This window comes from Bradyrhizobium sp. SZCCHNS3002 (assembly GCF_032377435.1).
Lineage (GTDB): Bacteria > Pseudomonadota > Alphaproteobacteria > Rhizobiales > Xanthobacteraceae > Bradyrhizobium.
This window is the reverse complement of the sequence record NZ_JAUHHY010000012.1, coordinates 109,537-126,011: the sequence shown is the minus strand read 5'-3', so window position 1 is coordinate 126,011 and position 16,475 is coordinate 109,537. Positions and strand designations below refer to the sequence as shown.

The 16,475-nt window shown below is 65.3% G+C and carries 15 protein-coding genes; 6 read left to right on the top strand and 9 right to left on the bottom strand.

What is annotated here, in order from left to right; genetic code table 11:
• Nucleotides 1-19 precede the first annotated feature (19 nt).
• Nucleotides 20-190 (top strand): hypothetical protein, encoded by a 171-nt coding sequence (locus tag QW845_RS24590; protein WP_315804112.1) that lies wholly within the window; start codon nt 20-22, stop codon nt 188-190.
• Between the two features lie 123 nt (nt 191-313).
• Here QW845_RS24590 and QW845_RS24585 read toward each other — a convergent pair whose 3' ends face one another.
• The gene (locus QW845_RS24585; protein WP_315804111.1) at nt 314-1,081 is read right to left on the bottom strand and encodes a hypothetical protein; all 768 of its coding nucleotides are present in this window, start codon (nt 1,079-1,081) and stop codon (nt 314-316) included.
• A gap of 313 nt (nt 1,082-1,394) precedes the next feature.
• Between QW845_RS24585 and QW845_RS24580 the strand changes: the two genes are divergently transcribed.
• From QW845_RS24580 to QW845_RS24560, 5 genes are all read left to right on the top strand, one after another.
• Nucleotides 1,395-1,799 carry a DUF1127 domain-containing protein gene (locus QW845_RS24580; RefSeq protein ID WP_315804110.1) on the top strand — a complete coding sequence of 135 codons (405 nt, stop codon included), beginning with the start codon at nt 1,395-1,397 and terminating at the stop codon, nt 1,797-1,799.
• 168 nt (nt 1,800-1,967) lie between these two features.
• Nucleotides 1,968-3,125, top strand: a complete 1,158-nt coding sequence (locus QW845_RS24575) for an IS481 family transposase (RefSeq protein WP_315800828.1) — start codon at nt 1,968-1,970, stop codon at nt 3,123-3,125.
• Nucleotides 3,126-3,492: 367 nt separating this feature from the next.
• Entirely contained in the window at nt 3,493-3,894 is a 402-nt protein-coding gene (locus QW845_RS24570; protein ID WP_315804109.1) for a DUF1127 domain-containing protein, read from the top strand.
• 186 nt (nt 3,895-4,080) lie between these two features.
• Nucleotides 4,081-4,779 (top strand): aspartate/glutamate racemase family protein, encoded by a 699-nt coding sequence (locus tag QW845_RS24565; protein ID WP_315804108.1) that lies wholly within the window; start codon nt 4,081-4,083, stop codon nt 4,777-4,779.
• A gap of 145 nt (nt 4,780-4,924) precedes the next feature.
• Nucleotides 4,925-5,155, top strand: coding sequence for a hypothetical protein (locus QW845_RS24560; protein WP_315804107.1), 231 nt, complete (start codon nt 4,925-4,927; stop codon nt 5,153-5,155).
• Nucleotides 5,156-5,267: 112 nt separating this feature from the next.
• Here the strand turns inward: QW845_RS24560 and QW845_RS24555 are convergent, their stop codons facing one another.
• The 8 genes from QW845_RS24555 to topA form a co-directional block, all read right to left on the bottom strand.
• Nucleotides 5,268-6,620, bottom strand: coding sequence for a globin-coupled sensor protein (locus QW845_RS24555; protein ID WP_315804106.1), 1,353 nt, complete (start codon nt 6,618-6,620; stop codon nt 5,268-5,270).
• Nucleotides 6,621-6,842: 222 nt separating this feature from the next.
• Entirely contained in the window at nt 6,843-7,010 is a 168-nt protein-coding gene (gene rpmG, locus QW845_RS24550; protein WP_006611239.1) for a 50S ribosomal protein L33, read from the bottom strand.
• Between the two features lie 119 nt (nt 7,011-7,129).
• The gene (locus tag QW845_RS24545) at nt 7,130-8,455 is read right to left on the bottom strand and encodes an LLM class flavin-dependent oxidoreductase (protein WP_315804105.1); all 1,326 of its coding nucleotides are present in this window, start codon (nt 8,453-8,455) and stop codon (nt 7,130-7,132) included.
• 234 nt (nt 8,456-8,689) lie between these two features.
• Complete coding sequence (locus tag QW845_RS24540; protein ID WP_315804104.1) at nt 8,690-10,027, bottom strand: amidohydrolase; 1,338 nt, start codon at nt 10,025-10,027, stop codon at nt 8,690-8,692.
• A 44-nt stretch (nt 10,028-10,071) separates the two neighbouring features.
• Nucleotides 10,072-10,830 (bottom strand): NUDIX hydrolase, encoded by a 759-nt coding sequence (locus QW845_RS24535; RefSeq protein WP_315804103.1) that lies wholly within the window; start codon nt 10,828-10,830, stop codon nt 10,072-10,074.
• Nucleotides 10,831-10,870: 40 nt separating this feature from the next.
• Nucleotides 10,871-11,317 carry a DUF983 domain-containing protein gene (locus QW845_RS24530; RefSeq protein ID WP_315804102.1) on the bottom strand — a complete coding sequence of 149 codons (447 nt, stop codon included), beginning with the start codon at nt 11,315-11,317 and terminating at the stop codon, nt 10,871-10,873.
• On the bottom strand, nt 11,314-13,689 hold the full coding sequence (rnr, locus tag QW845_RS24525; RefSeq protein ID WP_315804101.1) for a ribonuclease R: 2,376 nt from the start codon (nt 13,687-13,689) through the stop codon (nt 11,314-11,316). Before rnr ends, QW845_RS24530 begins: the two co-directional genes overlap by 4 nt.
• Before the next feature lie 4 nt (nt 13,690-13,693).
• Nucleotides 13,694-16,465: a type I DNA topoisomerase gene (topA, locus tag QW845_RS24520; RefSeq protein WP_315804100.1), complete on the bottom strand. Its 2,772-nt coding sequence runs from the start codon at nt 16,463-16,465 to the stop codon at nt 13,694-13,696.
• Nucleotides 16,466-16,475: the final 10 nt, after the last annotated feature.

The following is a 16,475-nucleotide window of genomic DNA, read 5'->3' as shown; positions in this document are numbered from 1 at the left end:
TTGCTCGTTGGGGGAAAACATGAAGCCGCTTCGCATGGGTGTTATGACCGGCGTGCTGATGTTGTGCGGGGTCTTGGTCCTCGAAGCGCTCGGTGTGCAGACCGATCTTTTGGTCCTCATGGTCTTGGGAGGCGTTTCGGGCTCGCTGGCTGACATCTTGGAACGCTTCATGGCGGGGCGCGGTGCGTAGCGTGGGTCATCGCCGCCTGGTCAGCCGTTATTGTCGGAGATTCCCGCCCTGATATGGAGGATCATTTCCGGAAGAGCCGGAGTGCCGTGATGAACCTCGATCAGGCCAATCCGTCCAGCGAACTCATGGGTAGTAGGATTGCGGTCCAGCCCGAACCAAATGCAGTCTCAACTCGTGATCTGGCGTCGAGGGGACAACGAGAGGCCTCGTGAACTCGCTGGGGATTTCGATCTCGCAACGATCTGAGCCGTTGCTATAAACGAGTGTATCCTGCGAAATCCGCAATGTGGTGCTCGAGCCGCGCTGTGGGTCATCGGACCACCTGTCCAGCGCTGCTATGCTGTCCGGGGCCGCAATACTCTGTAGCGCTCTGATCTCGTCAACGAGCCACCGGGCTTGCTGCGTCCGGAAAAAAATGAACGAGTGAAGGTGTTGATGAACCCAGGTATCATTTTCGTCTGCCATCGATTGGATCGTGGCGCTCGTGCGCTGAAGCGCGATCGTCTGGTTTCGTACCCTTCGGCGATAGTTCGGGGGCCATGGCGAAAACAGCAGATATCCCGGCAACGCGTAGCGCAGATTGCCCGACACCGTTCGTCGCCACGGCGAGGGGCTGTCCTGGCCGGCCGCGGCTGATTGGATGAAGAGCATACCCTTGGTCTTGCGGATCAGCGGCCAGAAATTGCGTGCGGGCGAGCGGCGAATGGCGTGGTGAAGTTGCATGATGGCAAGCGTGACGGGAGCCGCCCGTTCCAGTTGCTCGATAGCAATGGCCACGTGCTTGCTGTTCTGGCGTGCGTAGTCCTCGACAAGGGCGCGGTTCAACCTGCGAAGATGCCCGCGATAAGTCCGCATCTGTGCATCAAAGGCGTCGGCCATCCGATCGTACATCGCTCACTCCCGATCGAAGCATATCACATGAGCGCCGATTGGCCCCGCGTGCTGTTGGACAACAACAACTCGCCTCCAGGATGCGTGACGCCGACATATCGCTTGATGTTGTGCGGGCAGCGTGGTATCTAAGTGTCATGAACAAACTCGTGCGCATCATGAACTTCGACCACATGACCCGCTTCGGCCGGGCCGTGGAAGGAGTCGCGCGCTAGGAGCTTGACGACGCGATGTTCTCACCAGGCCCCGCCGGCATCGGACGGGGCCTTTTGTTTGGCCACGCTCCCTGCCGGCACAACAGCAGGAGCGCAGGATGCCACCCCACCAGACCAATTCGATCATCGACGCCGGGCACGTGTCAGGGCTCAACGTCGATCTCTCGATCGCCTCAGTCAAAGACGCGATCAGCAGCGTGCAGCCATCGACGCCACCCGAAGCGTCCATCGCGGCGCTGCAAGAGGTGTTGTCGGAAAAGGACGCGGCCGGCCCGCCGGCCAGACCGACCTGGCTGGTCATCCGCCTGATCGGCCGATGCTGGCGCGCCATTCAAGAACGGCAACGCCGCGAGAGCGCGCGAGCAAGCCTCTACGAGCTGAGCGAACGCGAGCTCACCGACATCGGCATCACGCGCGCCGAGATCGAGCACATCGCCGCGCTGCAGACGCTCGACAGCCTGCGGGACAACCCACGATATCTCATCGCGCGCCGGGGAATGTAGCCGGTCGTTGAAAGTGGCGACGCAGGGACAACCGACCAATAGCGCGAGATAGCCGCCGCGACGTCATTGCGAGCGTCAGTGTTCAGCCCGGGGACATGGCTGACAGGTGTTCGGAGACATGGTTGACACCTCAAAATTGGCTCGATTCGTCAAGCAAAGGGGCGAGCGATGCCGTGGCGAGAGGTGTCTGTCATGGACCAGCGACGAGAGTTTGTGATGCTTGCCAAGCAGGAGGGAGCCAACCGGCGGCAGCTGTGTCGGCGGTTCGGCATCAGCCCCCAGACCGGCTACAAATGGATCGAGCGGTCTGACGCCGGCGATACGACGCTGGCGGACCGGTCGCGGCGGCCGCATCGAAGTCCGGAGCGCACCGCAGCTGCGACTGAGCAGCAGATTGTCGCGTTGCGCGATGCTCACCCGGCCTGGGGCGCGCGCAAGCTCGCGCATCGTCTCGATCGCGATGGGCAAGCTGTCCCGGCGATCTCCACCGTGCATAACATCCTGCGCCGCTACGATCGGGTGACGGAGCCTGGCGGCACGCCCGGGCAGCCCTACACGCGGTTCGAGAAGGATGCGCCCAATCAGCTGTGGCAGATGGACTTCAAGGGACACAGTGCGCTGGAGAACGGTGTGTCTTGTCATCCGCTCACCGCGCTGGACGATCACTCGCGCTTTTCCTTGTGCCTGGCGGCCTGCGACAATGAGCGCGGCTCTACGGTCAAAGGACATTTGGAGACGACGTTCCGCCGCTATGGACTGCCGGATGCGATGTTCGTCGACAACGGTGGCCCCTGGGGCTTTACTCTCGAAGACCCCTGGACCGCGTTGACGGTCTGGCTGCTGAAGCTCGGCGTTCGAACGATCCATAGCCGGCCCTATCATCCCCAGAGCCGCGGCAAGAACGAACGCTTCCACCGCAGCCTGAAGGCCGAGGTCTTTGCCTTCAAGCGTTACAGGGACCTTCCCGATGTCCAGCGGGCACTCGACGAATGGCGAGCCGTCTACAATCTCGACCGCCCCCATGAGGCTCTCGACTTCAATGTGCCGGCAAGCCGCTATCGGCCCAGCCAACGCACCATGCCGGATCGCCTTCCGACGGTGGACTACGACGAGGGGGAGATCGTCCGTTCCGTGTCGAGCACGAAGGCCTATGTCAGTTTCGAGGGACGGCTCTGGAAAGTCCCTCAAGCCTTTCGCGGTGAGCGACTCGCTATTCGTCCACTCAGCCAAGACGGAAAATTCGGAGTTTTCTTTGCCGCTCATCAGATCGCAGCGATCGATTTGCGTGACCCCAAAAGTGTCAACCATGTCCCCGAACAGGTGTAAGCTATGTCTCCGGGCTAAACACTGCGCTCGCAATGACGGAGGTGAGATGGCGCCTCTGTCTGGACACCAGTCTGCCGGAGACGTCGTGTGCTCGGGGCTCGGCATAACACAGCCTCGCATGGGTGCTCATCCGCGAGCGCAGGAACTACATGCCTTGATCTGGCGCAGTCTCCGTGATAGATGAAAACCATGATCAACGTCGTGCGCAACTCCAACCGCAAACATACGACCCGCCGCAGTCGGGCCGTGGGAGGAGTCGTGCGCTAGGTTTTCGACGACACGATCATTCCACCAGGCCCCGCCGGCATCGGACGGGGCCTTTTGTTTGGCCACGCTCCCTGCCGGCACCACGCAGCAGGAGCATCCGATGCCACCCCAGAGCCACCTCACTGCCGAGATCGCGCGCAATGCCGCCACGCGCGATCGTCCTCTCACATTGCTGAAGAACGCGGCGCACCAGGTGCCAGCCGCGCCGCGTCCAGACGCATCCGTCACGGTGCTGCGCGACGCATTGTCGGAAAAGAATGCGGCGGGGCCGCCAGGCCTCACGGCTCCGGGACTGTTCGGCCTGTTCGCAGGCTATTGGCTGGCGTTCCAGGAGAGCCGCCGGCGCCGGATGATGAGACTGCATCTGCGGGACCTGAGCGAGGCGCAACTGGTGGATATTGGCCTGACGCAAGGCGATCTCGACCATATCGCGGCTCACCGCGCGCTCGATCGCCTCAGGCACGACATGGCAAATGTCATGATGTCCCGCGGCGTGATGTAGCTGCGGACCGGCCAGCGCGAACGGATCTCTCGGCAGGGCGGATCAGCGTGTGATCTGCCCTGGCGATGCCGTGCGCGCGTTCTGTTGCAATGACGGAGGATGGTGCGCGTGGGCGGCTGGCGATGCTCACGCTCGGCCGCCTTTCGCGCTATCATCGTCGGCGACGTTGATGGGATGGAACGACGAATGACACGACACATCGGCATCGTCGGCTGCTCCGCCGAGGGCGCGGCGCTCTGCTATCGCACGATCTGCAGGGAGGGTGCCGACCTGCTCGGGCCGCATGCCCATCCCGAGGTGTCGATGCACACGCCGTCGCTCGCCGACTACGTGGCCTGCCTCGATCGCGGCGATCTCGATGGCGTCGCCGAGCTGATGCTGACCTCGGCGCACAAGCTCGCTGCGGCTGGCGCGGATTTCCTGATCTGTCCCGACAACACCATCCACCAGGCGTTGCCGCTCGTGCTGCCATGCTCACCGCTGCCGTGGCTGCACATCGCCGACGAGGTGGCCAAGGAGGCGGTCAGGAGAGGCTACAGGCGTATCGGCATCACCGGCACGACATGGCTCGTCGACAGCAATGTCTATCCGGACAGCCTGATGGCACACGGATTGGCGTTCGCGCGTCCGAAAGAGGCAGATCGCGTCGAAGCCAACCGCATCATCATGGATGAGCTCGTCTACGGGCGGTTCGAGCCGCCCTCCGTCGCGACCTTTCAGAAGATCATCGCACGGTTGAAAGGTGATGGCTGCGACGCCGTCGCGCTCGGCTGCACCGAGATTCCGCTGATCATCGACGATGCCAACTCGCCTCTGCCGACGTTGGATTCGACGCGTCTGCTCGCGCGTGCTGCGCTGGCGCGGGCGATGTCCGGCGCCGGCTGAGAATTGCGGCAAGGCGCTGATCGTTCACAGCGGGATGTGCAGGCCGCATTGGCTGCGACGCTCGCTATCCGGTCTTCGGACGCACAGTTCCGTCGGAACCCCCTTGGGCGGGAAACGTTTGTTTCAGCCCAAGAAGGAGCGCCCAATGAAGAAGCTGATGTTTGCGGTTGCCGTGTCGCTGTCCGTTCTGCCGTCATTCGCCATGGCCCAGGGCCACATGGGGACGCCGCAGGAGCAGAAGGCGTGCGCGCCGGATGCCAAGCGCTTCTGTCGCAGTCAGCTCGGCGATGACTTCGCAGTCCAGAACTGTCTGACGCAGAACCGGACCAAGCTGAGCAAGCGCTGCTCGGCGGTGTTCCAGAGCCACGGGATGTAGCACGCCCGGTGCGTCGGCCCGGTTCAGTGCAACGTCGTCCGCCGTTCCTGCGACGCGGAGGAATGGCGGGTGATGCTCACGCTGACGCGCCCGGCGCGTCGGCTGAACCGGGCTACGCCGCGCGCACCTTGCGCAGGAATGTCTCCAGCTCGTCCTTGAGGTGATCACTCTCGCGCGACAGCGAATGCGCCGACGCCAGCACCTGGGATGACGCGGTGCCGGTGGCGCTGGCGCCCTTGCTGACGTCGCCGATGTTGCCGACGACGCGCGCAGTGCCGCCGGCGACCTCCTGCACGTTGCGCGAGATCTGCCCTGTGGCGGCGCCCTGCTGCTCGACGGCCGCGGCGATGCCGGCGGCGATCTCCGAGATCTGCTGGATGGTGCCGCCGATCTGCTTGATCGAGGCGACCGAGGACTGCGTCGCGCTCTGGATGCCTTCGATCTGCTGGCCGATCTCCTCGGTGGCTTTCGCGGTCTGCGACGCCAGCGCCTTGACCTCGGAGGCGACCACCGCGAAGCCGCGGCCGGCGTCGCCGGCGCGCGCCGCCTCGATGGTGGCGTTCAGCGCCAGCAGGTTGGTCTGGGCGGCGATCGAGGTGATCAGCTTGAGCACGTCGCCGATGCGCTCGGCGGTGCGCGACAGCTCGCTGATGCCGACATCGGTCTGCTCGATCTGGCGAACGGCCTCCTTGGCGATGGTGGTCGATTCCCTGACCTGCCGCCCGATCTCATGCACCGAGGAGGTCATCTCCTCGGCGGCCGAGGCGACCGACTGCACGTTGGTCGAGACCTGGCCCGAGGCCGAGGCCGCGCTGGCCGACAAATGCTGGGTCTGCTCGGCGGTCTTGGTCAGCGTGTTGGCCGAGACCTCGAGCGTGCGCGCGTCGGCATGGACCTTGTTGATGATCTGGCCGACGGTGGATTCGAACTCGTCGGCCATGCGCTGCATGGCGGCGTGCTGCTCGGTCTTGGCCGCATCGAGATAGACCGAGATGGCGAGATCCATGTCGATCATCGCCGCCTTGGTGATCGCAGCCTGCAGCGCGGCCTTCTTCTCGCGCGCCGCCTGGCCGCCGAACCAGCCGTCCGCGATCTCCGTCTCGATCGCCTTCTGCAGCCCGGTCACGATCAGCGAATAGCCGGCGATGTACCAGCGCGGCTCCAGCCCCATCCGGTTGTGGGCCTCGCCGATCCGGGTCACCGATTTCACATAGGCATCGTCGAACTTCGCGGTCGCCAGCGACATCCAGTGATCGTGCTGGGCCTGCTTGGCGTGCCGCATCGTGGCCGGGCTGGAGAACATCTTGGCGAGATGCGGGACCTTGCCGACATGGGCATAGAACTGGTCCAGCAGGCCGGGCAGCACCTTGCCGATCAGCGGCCGCAGCTCCCGCAGCGCCTCCCGGGTCGCATGGTCGATGCCGATAAAATCGAGCCGGGATTGCAAAGTCTGAAGATCGGTCATCGCTGGTCTGCCGGTAAGATAAGGAGGGAGACGCTACTGAGGGTGCGCCGCTACCCCAAATCGCACGGGTTTGGTTGATGGCTCCTTAAGTCGGGAACCGGATTCAGCCGCGGCCCATGGACCGATCAGATGGGAGATGGCCCGTGCCGCAGGAGTGGAGGCATCGGCCCAATAAAAAACGGGGCCGAAACGGCCCCGTTGAAGTCGCAGCAGACCGCGATCTTACTTGATCTTGGCTTCGCGGAATTCGACGTGCTTGCGCGCGACCGGGTCGTACTTCTTCTTGACCATCTTGTCGGTCATGGTGCGCGAGTTCTTCTTGGCGACGTAATAGAAGCCGGTGTCGGCCGACGACACGAGCTTGACCTTGATGGTGACCGCCTTGGCCATGTCTTGAACCTCTGGAATCGGGGATAGGGTGGGCACCGGCCAAAGAGGGGGCGCCGTTGGCCGGCAACCTACCCAGCCAGCCCCCAAAGTCAAGGTTTGAGGGCCAGATTCTGGGGTGCCTAGGCTGGGAAGAAGCGGTTTTTCGGCCGGGGCAGGCCGAGATTCTCCCGCAAGGTCGGCCCCTCATACTCCGTCCGGAAGATCCCGCGGCGCTGCAGCTCGGGAATCACCTTGTCGACGAAATCGTCGAGCCCTGCCGGCAGGAATGGGAACATGATGTTGAAGCCGTCCGACCCACGGCTTTCCAGCCACTCCTGCATCTGGTCGGCGATCGTCGCAGGCGTGCCGACGAAGGACAGACCGCCGTAGCCGCCGACCCGCTGCGCCAGTTGCCGCACCGTGAGCTTGTCGCGCGCGGCGACATCGACCAGGCGCTGGCGGCCGCTCTTGGAGGCGTTGGTCTCGGGAATCGGCGGCAGCGGGCCATCGGGATCGAAGCCGGAGGCGTCGGTGCCGAGGATGACCGAGAGCGAGGCGATGGCGCTGTCGTCATGCACCTTGCTGTCGAGCAAAGCGCGCTTCTCCTTGGCCTCGTCGACGCTGTCGCCGACCACGACGAAGGCACCGGGCAGGATCCTCAGATGCTCCGGATCGCGGCCGACCTTTTCCATGCGGCCCTTGATGTCGGCATAGAGTGTCTTTCCATCCGCGAGGCTGCCGCCGCCGGTGAACACGGCCTCGGCCGTCTCTGCCGCGAGCTGCTTGCCGTCCTCCGAGGCGCCGGCCTGCACGATCACCGGCCAGCCCTGCACCGGGCGGGCGATGTTGAGCGGTCCGCGGACTTTCAGATATTTGCCCTTGTGATCGAGCACATGCATCTTCGCAGGGTCGAAGAACAGCCCGCTCTCGACATCGCGCACGAAGGCATCGTCGGCGAAGGAATCCCACAGGCCGGTGACGACGTCGTAGAACTCGCGGGCGCGCTTGTAGCGCTCGGCGTGCTCCATGTGATCGTCGAGGCCGAAATTCAGCGCGGCATCCGGGTTCGACGTGGTGACGATATTCCAGCCGGCGCGCCCGCCGGAAATGTGGTCGAGCGAGGCGAAGCGGCGGGCGACGTGATAGGGCTCGTCGAAGGTGGTCGATCCCGTGGCGATCAGGCCGATGTTCTCGGTGACCGCCGATAGCGCCGACAACAGGGTGAACGGCTCGAACGACGTCACGGTGTGGCTGCGCTTCAGCGCGTTGATCGGCATGTTCAGCACGGCGAGATGATCGGCCATGAAGAAGGCATCGAACTTGCCGGCCTCGAGCTTGCGGATCAGTTGCTTGAGATGCGCGAAGTTGAAATTCGCGTCCGGCCAGGCGCCGGGATAGCGCCACGCGCCGGTGTGGATGGAGACCGGGCGCATGAAGGCGCCGAGCTTGAGTTGACGAGGGGCCATGTGGGGGCGTCCGGGATGATTGCTCTCGTCAGCAGATAGGAACTCGGCTGATGCGTGTCAGCCACCCGCCGCAGAACACGATTTCGTTTTTGGTGGCGGATGGAGCACACTCATTCCGGCGTGGGCCACGCAGCCAACAAAAACAAAGGTGTCGTTCGCCGAGACGACACCTCTCGTGTGGCTGGACCGCCCATCTCATGGCGAGCGTAGCGCAGCATGTCGCGGCCGGACCCGCTACTGCCCCTGCGCCCGCGCGTCGAACGCCGAGAGCACCGCGAGCGTCATCGCGGTGACGCCGGTCACGATCGTCGGCTTGGGCACCGGGGCGAATTGCGGCGAATGGTTCGGCGGCAGCGGCGGCCCGCTGCCGTTGCGCGCGGCGGCGACGCGCTCGGGCTCATAGACGCCGATGCCGAAGAACATCGAGGGCACGCCGGCCGATACGAACTCGGAATAGTCCTCGCTGGTCGTGGTCGGCGGGACCAGCATCAGCTTGTCGCCGAAGGCGGCGCGCAGCACCTTCTCGCCGGTCGCGACGACGCCCGGATCATTCATGACGGCTTTCGCGCCCTCGGTAATCTCGATCTGCGGCGGCGGCGCATCGGCCATGGCGGCCACCGCCTTCGCGGTGCGCTCGATGCCCGCCACGAGCTTGGCGCGCACCTCAGGCTTGAAGCTTCTGATCGTGCCGACCACCAGCGCGTTGTCAGGAACGATGTTGCCGGCGGTGCCGCCATGGATCGCGCCGATGCTGACGATGCCGAACTCGGTCGGATCCTTCTCGCGGCTGATCACGCTCTGCACGTCGACGACGAAGCGGGCGGCCATCATCACAGGATCGATCGTCTGGTGCGGAGCCGCGCCGTGACCACCCCGGCCGTGGAAACGAACGAACAGTCCATCGACGCTGGAGGAGCCGATTCCCGTGCGATAGGTAAGTGAGCCATAAGCGAAGCCGCCGTCGTGCAGGGCGAAGCCGACATCGGGCTTTGGAAAGCGCGTGAACAGGCCGTCGGCCAGCATCGCCCTTGCGCCCGCGACCTCTTCCTCGGCCGGCTGGGCGATGAACATCAAGGTGCCTTTCCACTTGTCCTTCATGCCGACGAGCGTCTTGGCCGTCCCGACCCAGCTCGCCATGTGCACGTCGTGGCCGCAACTATGCGCGACGAAGGTCTCGTGTCCGTTCCAATTGGCCTTGTCGCGGCTGGCGTAGGGCAGGCCGGTTTTTTCTTCCATTGGCAGCGCGTCGAGCTCGGTGCGCACCATGATGGTCGGGCCGTCACCATTGCTGTACAGCGCGACCAGGCCGGTCTTGCCGACCTTCTCGGTCACGTCGAAGCCGAGCGCGCGCATCTGCTCCGCGAGCTTTGCCGCGGTCTTCACCTCCTGGAAGGCGAGCTCGGGATGCGCGTGCAGATCCTTGTAGAGCACATCGAGCGCGGGATAGTCGCGCTCGAGCGATGCGGCGATGGTGCTTTTCAGCGCTGAGACGTCGAGCTCCGCATGCGCCGGCGTCGCGGCGAGGGCGATCAGCACGGCGGAGGCGAGCAGAAGGCTGCGAGACTGCGTCATGGATTGGCTCTCCGATGAACGCAATCAGTCTAGTCCCGTTCAGCTCAACCGCCCAGCACGTCCTTCTGCATCTTGCCGCCATAGAAATGGAAGAAAGGCACGTCAGCGTCGTGGCGCAGCGGCCCGGTGGCGAGGCGGCGGTCGAGCTCGTGGAGCACGTTCTTGGTCATCGGATGCAGATCGGCGAGCGGTCTGGAGCCAAGCTCGACCCAGACCAGCTCGACCAGCTCGGCATCGGCATGGATCACGCCCTCGACACGATGGGTGATGGCGGAGGCATCGGCGGTGAAGAAGCGGGTGTCGAAGCGCTTGATGCGGCCGGGCGGGGTGATGGCGCGGGCGATCAGGAACAGGCCGGACGGATCGGGCAGCAGGCCGGCGTCGGCGAACGGCGCCCATGGCCCGTCCAGTTTCGGCGCGGGGCCGCCGACCTTGCGTCCGAGACAGAGACCGGTTTCCTCACAGGCCTCGCGGATCGCGGCGACGGCGAGCGACTTCGCGCGCGAGGCCGTCGTCTGCGGCTTGCCCTTGAACAGATTGGCTTCGAGCTCGGCCGGCATGGGCGCTGCGACCGGGATGCGATGGTCGGACTTGTCGACGCGGCCGCCCGGGAAGACGAACTTGCCGGGCATGAACACGACCTTGTCGTGGCGCTTGCCGACCAGCACCTTCGGCACCGCGCCGCTGCGGTCGACCAGGATCAAGGTCGCAGCATCGCGTGGCTTGGTGTAGGGATGATGGTCCGCTTCCTTCTCGGCGGGCTTGCCCGCCGGCGCGCTGCTCGCCTGTGCCGTATCGCTCATGTCCTCCCCGCTTTTTCTTATTTGTTGATCGTTTGGTCGCTCACACCGGTGGAATGCCTTCCACGGGATTGTCGTCGAAGCCGTGCATGCGGAATGCCCATTGCAGCCCGACGACGGCGCCCTTGACCGGCTGAATCAAAGCGAGCGAGGCGACCAAGGTCACCGGCAGATAGATCGCGAGCTGCAGCGCCACCGGCGGCGCGTAGTTGGTCTCGATCGAGAGTACCAGCGGCACGATGATGTGGCCGACGATGACGATCACGAGATAGGCGGGAAGATCGTCGGCGCGATGCCCGGAGAAATCCTGGCCGCAGCGGTTGCAATTGTCCGCGACCTTCAGGAAGGCGCGGAACAGCTTGCCCTCGCCGCAGCGCGGGCAGCGGCCGCGCAGGCCGCGCTTCATCGCGGTCCAGACGTCGCGCTTCTCGACGGCGCCGGCGTCACGCGTCCAGGTCTGCGGGGGCAATGTGCGGGGCGTTGAGGTCATGGCGTCCACGATCTGCCTTTCTTCGATGTGCCGGGCTTGCGTTTTGCCCCTGCCGCTGGGCTTTTCTTGCGGCTTTTTTCTTTGTGCTTCGGCCGAGCCTCGGATTTGGCCCGCTTGGTCGCCTTGGCGTTCTTCCCGACGTTATTCTTTCGCCGGGGTCCTGCGCCGCGCGGATGCCGCGACACCAGCACATCCGCCTGGGTCAGCAGCTCGAAGCGCAGCGCACCGGCCACCGGCTGAGCTTCTACCAGACGGACGTCGACGACGTCACCCAGCCGGTGCATGGCACCGCTGCGCTGGCCGATCAGCGCATGTCGCGTCTCGTCATAGTCGAAATATTCCGTGCCGAGGGTGCGGATCGGAACCAGGCCGTCGGCGCCGGTATCATCGAGCTTGACGAACAGGCCGGCGCGGGTGACGCCGGAAATGCGGCCCTGGAAGGTGGCGCCGACGCGGTCCGCCAAATGATGCGCGATCAGGCGGTCGGCGGTCTCGCGCTCGGCCTTCATCGCGCGCCGCTCGGTCACCGAGATCTGCGCCGCGACCTCGGCGAGGTGATCCGGCGTCTCGCTGTCGGGCAGGGCGCCGTCGCCGAGGCCGAGCGCGCGCAGCAGGCCGCGATGCACGACGAGGTCGGCGTAGCGGCGGATCGGCGAGGTGAAATGCGCGTAGCGGCGCAGGTTCAGGCCGAAATGCCCGTAATTGTCGGTCGAATATTCCGCCTGCGCCTGCGAGCGCAGCACGACCTCGTTGACGAGATGCTCGTAGTCCTGGCCGGCGACCAGGGTCAGCACGCGGTTGAACAGCGACGGCCTGAGCGCGCCTGATTTGGCGAAGGGCACGTCGAGCGTCTTCAGGAACTCCTGCAGCGCATGGATCTTCTCCACCGTCGGCTCATCATGCACGCGGTAGATCAAAGGCAGCGCCTTCTTCTCCAAAAGCTCCGCCGCGGCGACGTTGGCCGAGATCATGAACTCCTCGATCAGCTTGTGAGCATCGAGGCGCTCCGGCACGACGACGCGGTCGACGGTGCCGTCGGTCTTCAGCAGGATCTTGCGCTCGGGAATGTCGAGGTCAAGCGGATCGCGCGCGTCGCGGCCGCGCTTGGCGACCTCATAGGCCGCGTAGAGCGGCTTGAGGATCGGCTCGAGCAGGGGGCCGGTGACGTCGTCGGGCTTGCCGTCGATGGCGGCCTGCGCCTGCGCGTAGGACAGTTTGGCGGCCGAGCGCATCAGCACGCGATGAAACGAGTGCGAGCGCCTGCGGCCGTCCGCGCCTAACACCATGCGCACGACGAGCGCGCCGCGCGCTTCGCCCGGCACCAGCGAGCACAGATTGTTGGAGATGCGCTCGGGCAGCATCGGCACGACGCGGTCGGGGAAATACACCGAGTTGCCGCGGATCAGCGCGTCGCGGTCGAGCGCTGAGCCCGGCCGCACGTAGTAGGCGACGTCGGCGATCGCGACATGGAGAATGAAGCCGCCGGCATTGTTCGGATCGGGATCCGGCTCGGCATGAACGGCGTCGTCGTGATCCTTGGCATCGGGCGGATCGATCGTGACCAGCGGCAGCTCGCGCCAGTCCTCACGCCCCTTCAAGCTCGCGGGCTGCGCGGCTTCGGCCTCTGCCACGGCCGCCGCGGAGAAATCCATCGGGATTTCGTGGGCATGGATCGCGATCAGGCTGATTGCCTTCTCGGTCGCGACCGAACCGTAGCGCTCCTTCACACGTCCGGAGGGCAGGCCGTAGCCGCGGCCGCGCAGCAGGTCGACGCTGATGAGATCACCGTCCTTGGCGTCCTTGGCGTCGGCGGGGGCGATGGAGAGCTCGCGTCCCGCCTGCTTCTTGTCGACCGGAATGAGGCGGCCGCCGCCGCCGGGATTAGCCCGGAAGATGCCGAGCACGCGCGGCCGCGCCTGATCGAGCACCTTGAGGACGCGGCCGCGATAGGACACGCCCGCCTCATCCTTGATCGGCTCGACGCGGAGCAGCGCGCGGTCACCGACGCCGGCCGCCGAGCCGGGCCCGGCATGGCGCGGGGTGTGGATGCGGATGCGCGGCGGCTCGGATTGCTCGGCCTCGTCCCACTCGGCGGGCTTGGCGATCAGCTCGCCGTCGCTGTCGCGCCCGGTGATGTCGACAACCAGCGTGGCCGGCAAGGTGGCGGTCTCGACGACGGTCTTGCGGCCGCTCTTCTTCACGGTGCCGTCGGCGACGAGCTCGCGTAGCAACTGCTTGAGGGCCGCGCGATCAGCGTTCTTCAGGCCGAACTCGCGGGCGATATCCTTGGTGCCAACCTTGCCCGGATTGGCGCGGATGTAGGCGACGATGGCCTCCCGCGGAGGGAAGCCGATGTCGCGCTTCTTGCTCATTTTCTCATCCGCGGGCCTTGCCAGCGCTCTTCTTGGGCGTCGCCTTGGTCGCGGGCTTCGCCGAGGTCTTGGCGGCCTTGGCGACCGGCGCACGCGCCTTGCTGGTGGAGTCTGATTTCGGTTTGGCGGCCGCCTTCTTCGCCACGGCCTTCTTCGCCGGCTTCGGCGTGTCGTCGTCGCCGCCGGTCTTCGGCTTGGCCTTGCTGGCCGCCGCTTTGCTGGCAGACTTGGCCGGCTTCGCCGCCTTGCCCTTGGCCTTCGCCTTGCCGCCACCCTTGGCGGCGCGCTCGTCGAGCAGCGCGATCGCCTCGGCCAGGGTGATCGTGTCCTTCTCCTTGTCGCCGGGAATGGTGGCGTTGACGCCGCCGGCGGTGACATAGGCGCCGTAGCGGCCGGCCTTGACGGCGACGGCGCCGAGCGAGGGATGCTCGCCGAGCGCCTTGCCGGGATCGGCGCCGAAGCGCTTGCTTGGTCCCTTGGCGATCTTCTCGGCGATCAGGGTGACGGCGCGGTTGAGGCCGATGTCGAACACCTCGTCGCCGGCCTCCAGGCTCGCATAGGTCTTGTCGTGCTTCACGAACGGCCCGAAGCGGCCGAGATTGGCGATGATCGGCAGACCCGTCTCGGGATGGATGCCGACCTCACGCGGCAGCGACAGCAGCCTCAGGGCGTGGTCGAGCTCGAGACTCGCAGGCGAGGTGCCCTTCGGGATGCCGGCGCGCTTCGGCTTCTCGCCCTCGGCATAATCCTTCTGCTCGCCGAGCTGGATGTAGGGGCCGAAGCGGCCGGCCTTGACGACGACGTCGAGGCCGGTGTCCGGATCCTGGCCGAGCACGCGATCGGCGGTCGCCTCGCTGTCGGCGGCGAGCGGGCGGGTGTAGCGGCATTCCGGATAGTTCGAGCAGCCGACGAAGGCGCCGAACTTGCCGGCCTTGAGGTTGAGTCGTCCGGTGCCGCAGGTCGGGCACTGACGGACATCGCCGCCATCGTCGCGCGGCGGATAGATGTGCGGCCCCAGCATCTCGTCGAGTGCGTCGAGCACCTGCGCGACGCGCAGGTCCTTGATGTCATCGACGGCGCCGATGAAGCCGGTCCAGAAATCCTTCAGCACCTGCTGCCAGGCGATCTCGTTGTTGGAGATGCGGTCGAGCTGCTCCTCCAGATCGGCCGTGAAATCGTACTCGACGTAGCGGCGGAAGAAGTTCTCCAGGAACGCGATCACGACGCGGCCCTTGTCCTCGCCGTGCAGCCGCTTCTTCTCCAGCTTCACGTAGCCGCGGTCCTTCAGCACCTGCAGGATCGAGGCATAGGTCGAGGGACGGCCGATGCCGAGCTCCTCCATGCGCTTGACCAGCGAGGCCTCGGAGAAGCGCGGCGGCGGCTCGGTGAAATGCTGGGTGACCGCGAGATTCTGCCGCTTGAGCTGTTCGTTCGGGCTCATCTGCGGCAGGCGGCGGCTGTCCTCGTCCTCCTCATCGTCGCGGCCTTCCTGATAGAGCGCGAGGAAGCCGTCGAACTTGATGACCTGGCCGGTGGCGCGCAGCTCCAGGGTGCGCGCGCCCGCCTTGGCGATGATGTCGACGGTGGTGCGCTCAAGCTCGGCCGATTCCATCTGGCTCGCGATGGTGCGGGTCCAGATCAGCTCATAGAGCTTGGCCTGATCGTCATCGAGCCGCTTGCGCAGCTCGGCCGGCTTGCGCGACAGGTCGGTCGGACGGATCGCTTCGTGCGCTTCCTGGGCGTTCTTGGCCTTGGCCTGGTACTGGCGCGGGCTATCCGGGACGTATTTGTTGCCGTAGATCTCGCCGATCACCTTGCGCACCTGGGTGATCGCCTCCGGCGCGATCTGCACGCCGTCGGTTCGCATATAGGTAATGAGACCGGTGGTCTCGCCGCCGATGTCGATGCCTTCGTAGAGCCGCTGCGCGATGCGCATCGTGTGCGCCGGCGCAAAGCCGAGCTTGCGGCTCGCCTCCTGCTGCAGCGTCGAGGTGGTGAAGGGCGCCTGCGGATTGCGCCGTGCCGGCTTGGCATCGACGGTCGCGACCGTGTAGCTCGCCGCGTTGAGCGCGTTCTTGAAATCCTCGGCCTCCGCGCCGGTGCCGATGTCGAGCCGCTGGATCTTCTTGCCGTCGGCGCCGACGAGGCGCGCCTCGAAGATGTCGCCGCGCGGCGTCGCCAAGGTTGCGATCAGCGACCAATATTCACGCGGGACGAACTTCTCGATCTCCAGCTCGCGATCGCAGACGAGACGCAGCGCGACCGACTGCACGCGTCCGGCCGAGCGGGCGCCCGGCAGCTTGCGCCACAGCACGGGAGAGAGAGTGAAGCCCACGAGGTAATCGAGTGCGCGGCGCGCCATGTAGGCGTCGACAAGCGCACCGTCGATCTGGCGCGGATGTTTCATCGCCTCCGAGACGGCCTGCTTGGTGATGGCGTTGAAGACGACGCGCTCGATCTTCTGATCCTTGAGCGCCCGCTTCTCCTTCAACACCTCCAGCACATGCCAGGAAATCGCTTCGCCCTCGCGATCAGGGTCGGTGGCGAGAATCAGCCGGTCGGCACCCTTCAGCGATTTGGCGATGTCGTTGAGTCGGCCGGCCGCCTTGGGGTCGACCTCCCAGATCATGCGGAAATTCTCGTCCGGATCGACGGAGCCGTTCTTGGCCGGAAGGTCGCGGACATGACCGAAAGAGGCCAGAACCTCGTAGGAGGAGCCCAGATACTTATTGATCGTCTTGGCCTTGGCAGGCGACTCCACGATGACGATATTCATGTATTTCCAA

Coding starts and splice junctions, on each gene's coding strand:
- QW845_RS24590 (WP_315804112.1), top strand. CDS start 20: ATGAAGCCGCTTCGCATGGGTGTTATGACCGGCGTGCTGATGTTGTGC.
- QW845_RS24585 (WP_315804111.1), bottom strand. CDS start 1,081: ATGTACGATCGGATGGCCGACGCCTTTGATGCACAGATGCGGACTTAT.
- QW845_RS24580 (WP_315804110.1), top strand. CDS start 1,395: ATGCCACCCCACCAGACCAATTCGATCATCGACGCCGGGCACGTGTCA.
- QW845_RS24575 (WP_315800828.1), top strand. CDS start 1,968: ATGCCGTGGCGAGAGGTGTCTGTCATGGACCAGCGACGAGAGTTTGTG.
- QW845_RS24570 (WP_315804109.1), top strand. CDS start 3,493: ATGCCACCCCAGAGCCACCTCACTGCCGAGATCGCGCGCAATGCCGCC.
- QW845_RS24565 (WP_315804108.1), top strand. CDS start 4,081: ATGACACGACACATCGGCATCGTCGGCTGCTCCGCCGAGGGCGCGGCG.
- QW845_RS24560 (WP_315804107.1), top strand. CDS start 4,925: ATGAAGAAGCTGATGTTTGCGGTTGCCGTGTCGCTGTCCGTTCTGCCG.
- QW845_RS24555 (WP_315804106.1), bottom strand. CDS start 6,620: ATGACCGATCTTCAGACTTTGCAATCCCGGCTCGATTTTATCGGCATC.
- rpmG (WP_006611239.1), bottom strand. CDS start 7,010: ATGGCCAAGGCGGTCACCATCAAGGTCAAGCTCGTGTCGTCGGCCGAC.
- QW845_RS24545 (WP_315804105.1), bottom strand. CDS start 8,455: ATGGCCCCTCGTCAACTCAAGCTCGGCGCCTTCATGCGCCCGGTCTCC.
- QW845_RS24540 (WP_315804104.1), bottom strand. CDS start 10,027: ATGACGCAGTCTCGCAGCCTTCTGCTCGCCTCCGCCGTGCTGATCGCC.
- QW845_RS24535 (WP_315804103.1), bottom strand. CDS start 10,830: ATGAGCGATACGGCACAGGCGAGCAGCGCGCCGGCGGGCAAGCCCGCC.
- QW845_RS24530 (WP_315804102.1), bottom strand. CDS start 11,317: ATGACCTCAACGCCCCGCACATTGCCCCCGCAGACCTGGACGCGTGAC.
- rnr (WP_315804101.1), bottom strand. CDS start 13,689: ATGAGCAAGAAGCGCGACATCGGCTTCCCTCCGCGGGAGGCCATCGTC.
- topA (WP_315804100.1), bottom strand. CDS start 16,465: ATGAATATCGTCATCGTGGAGTCGCCTGCCAAGGCCAAGACGATCAAT.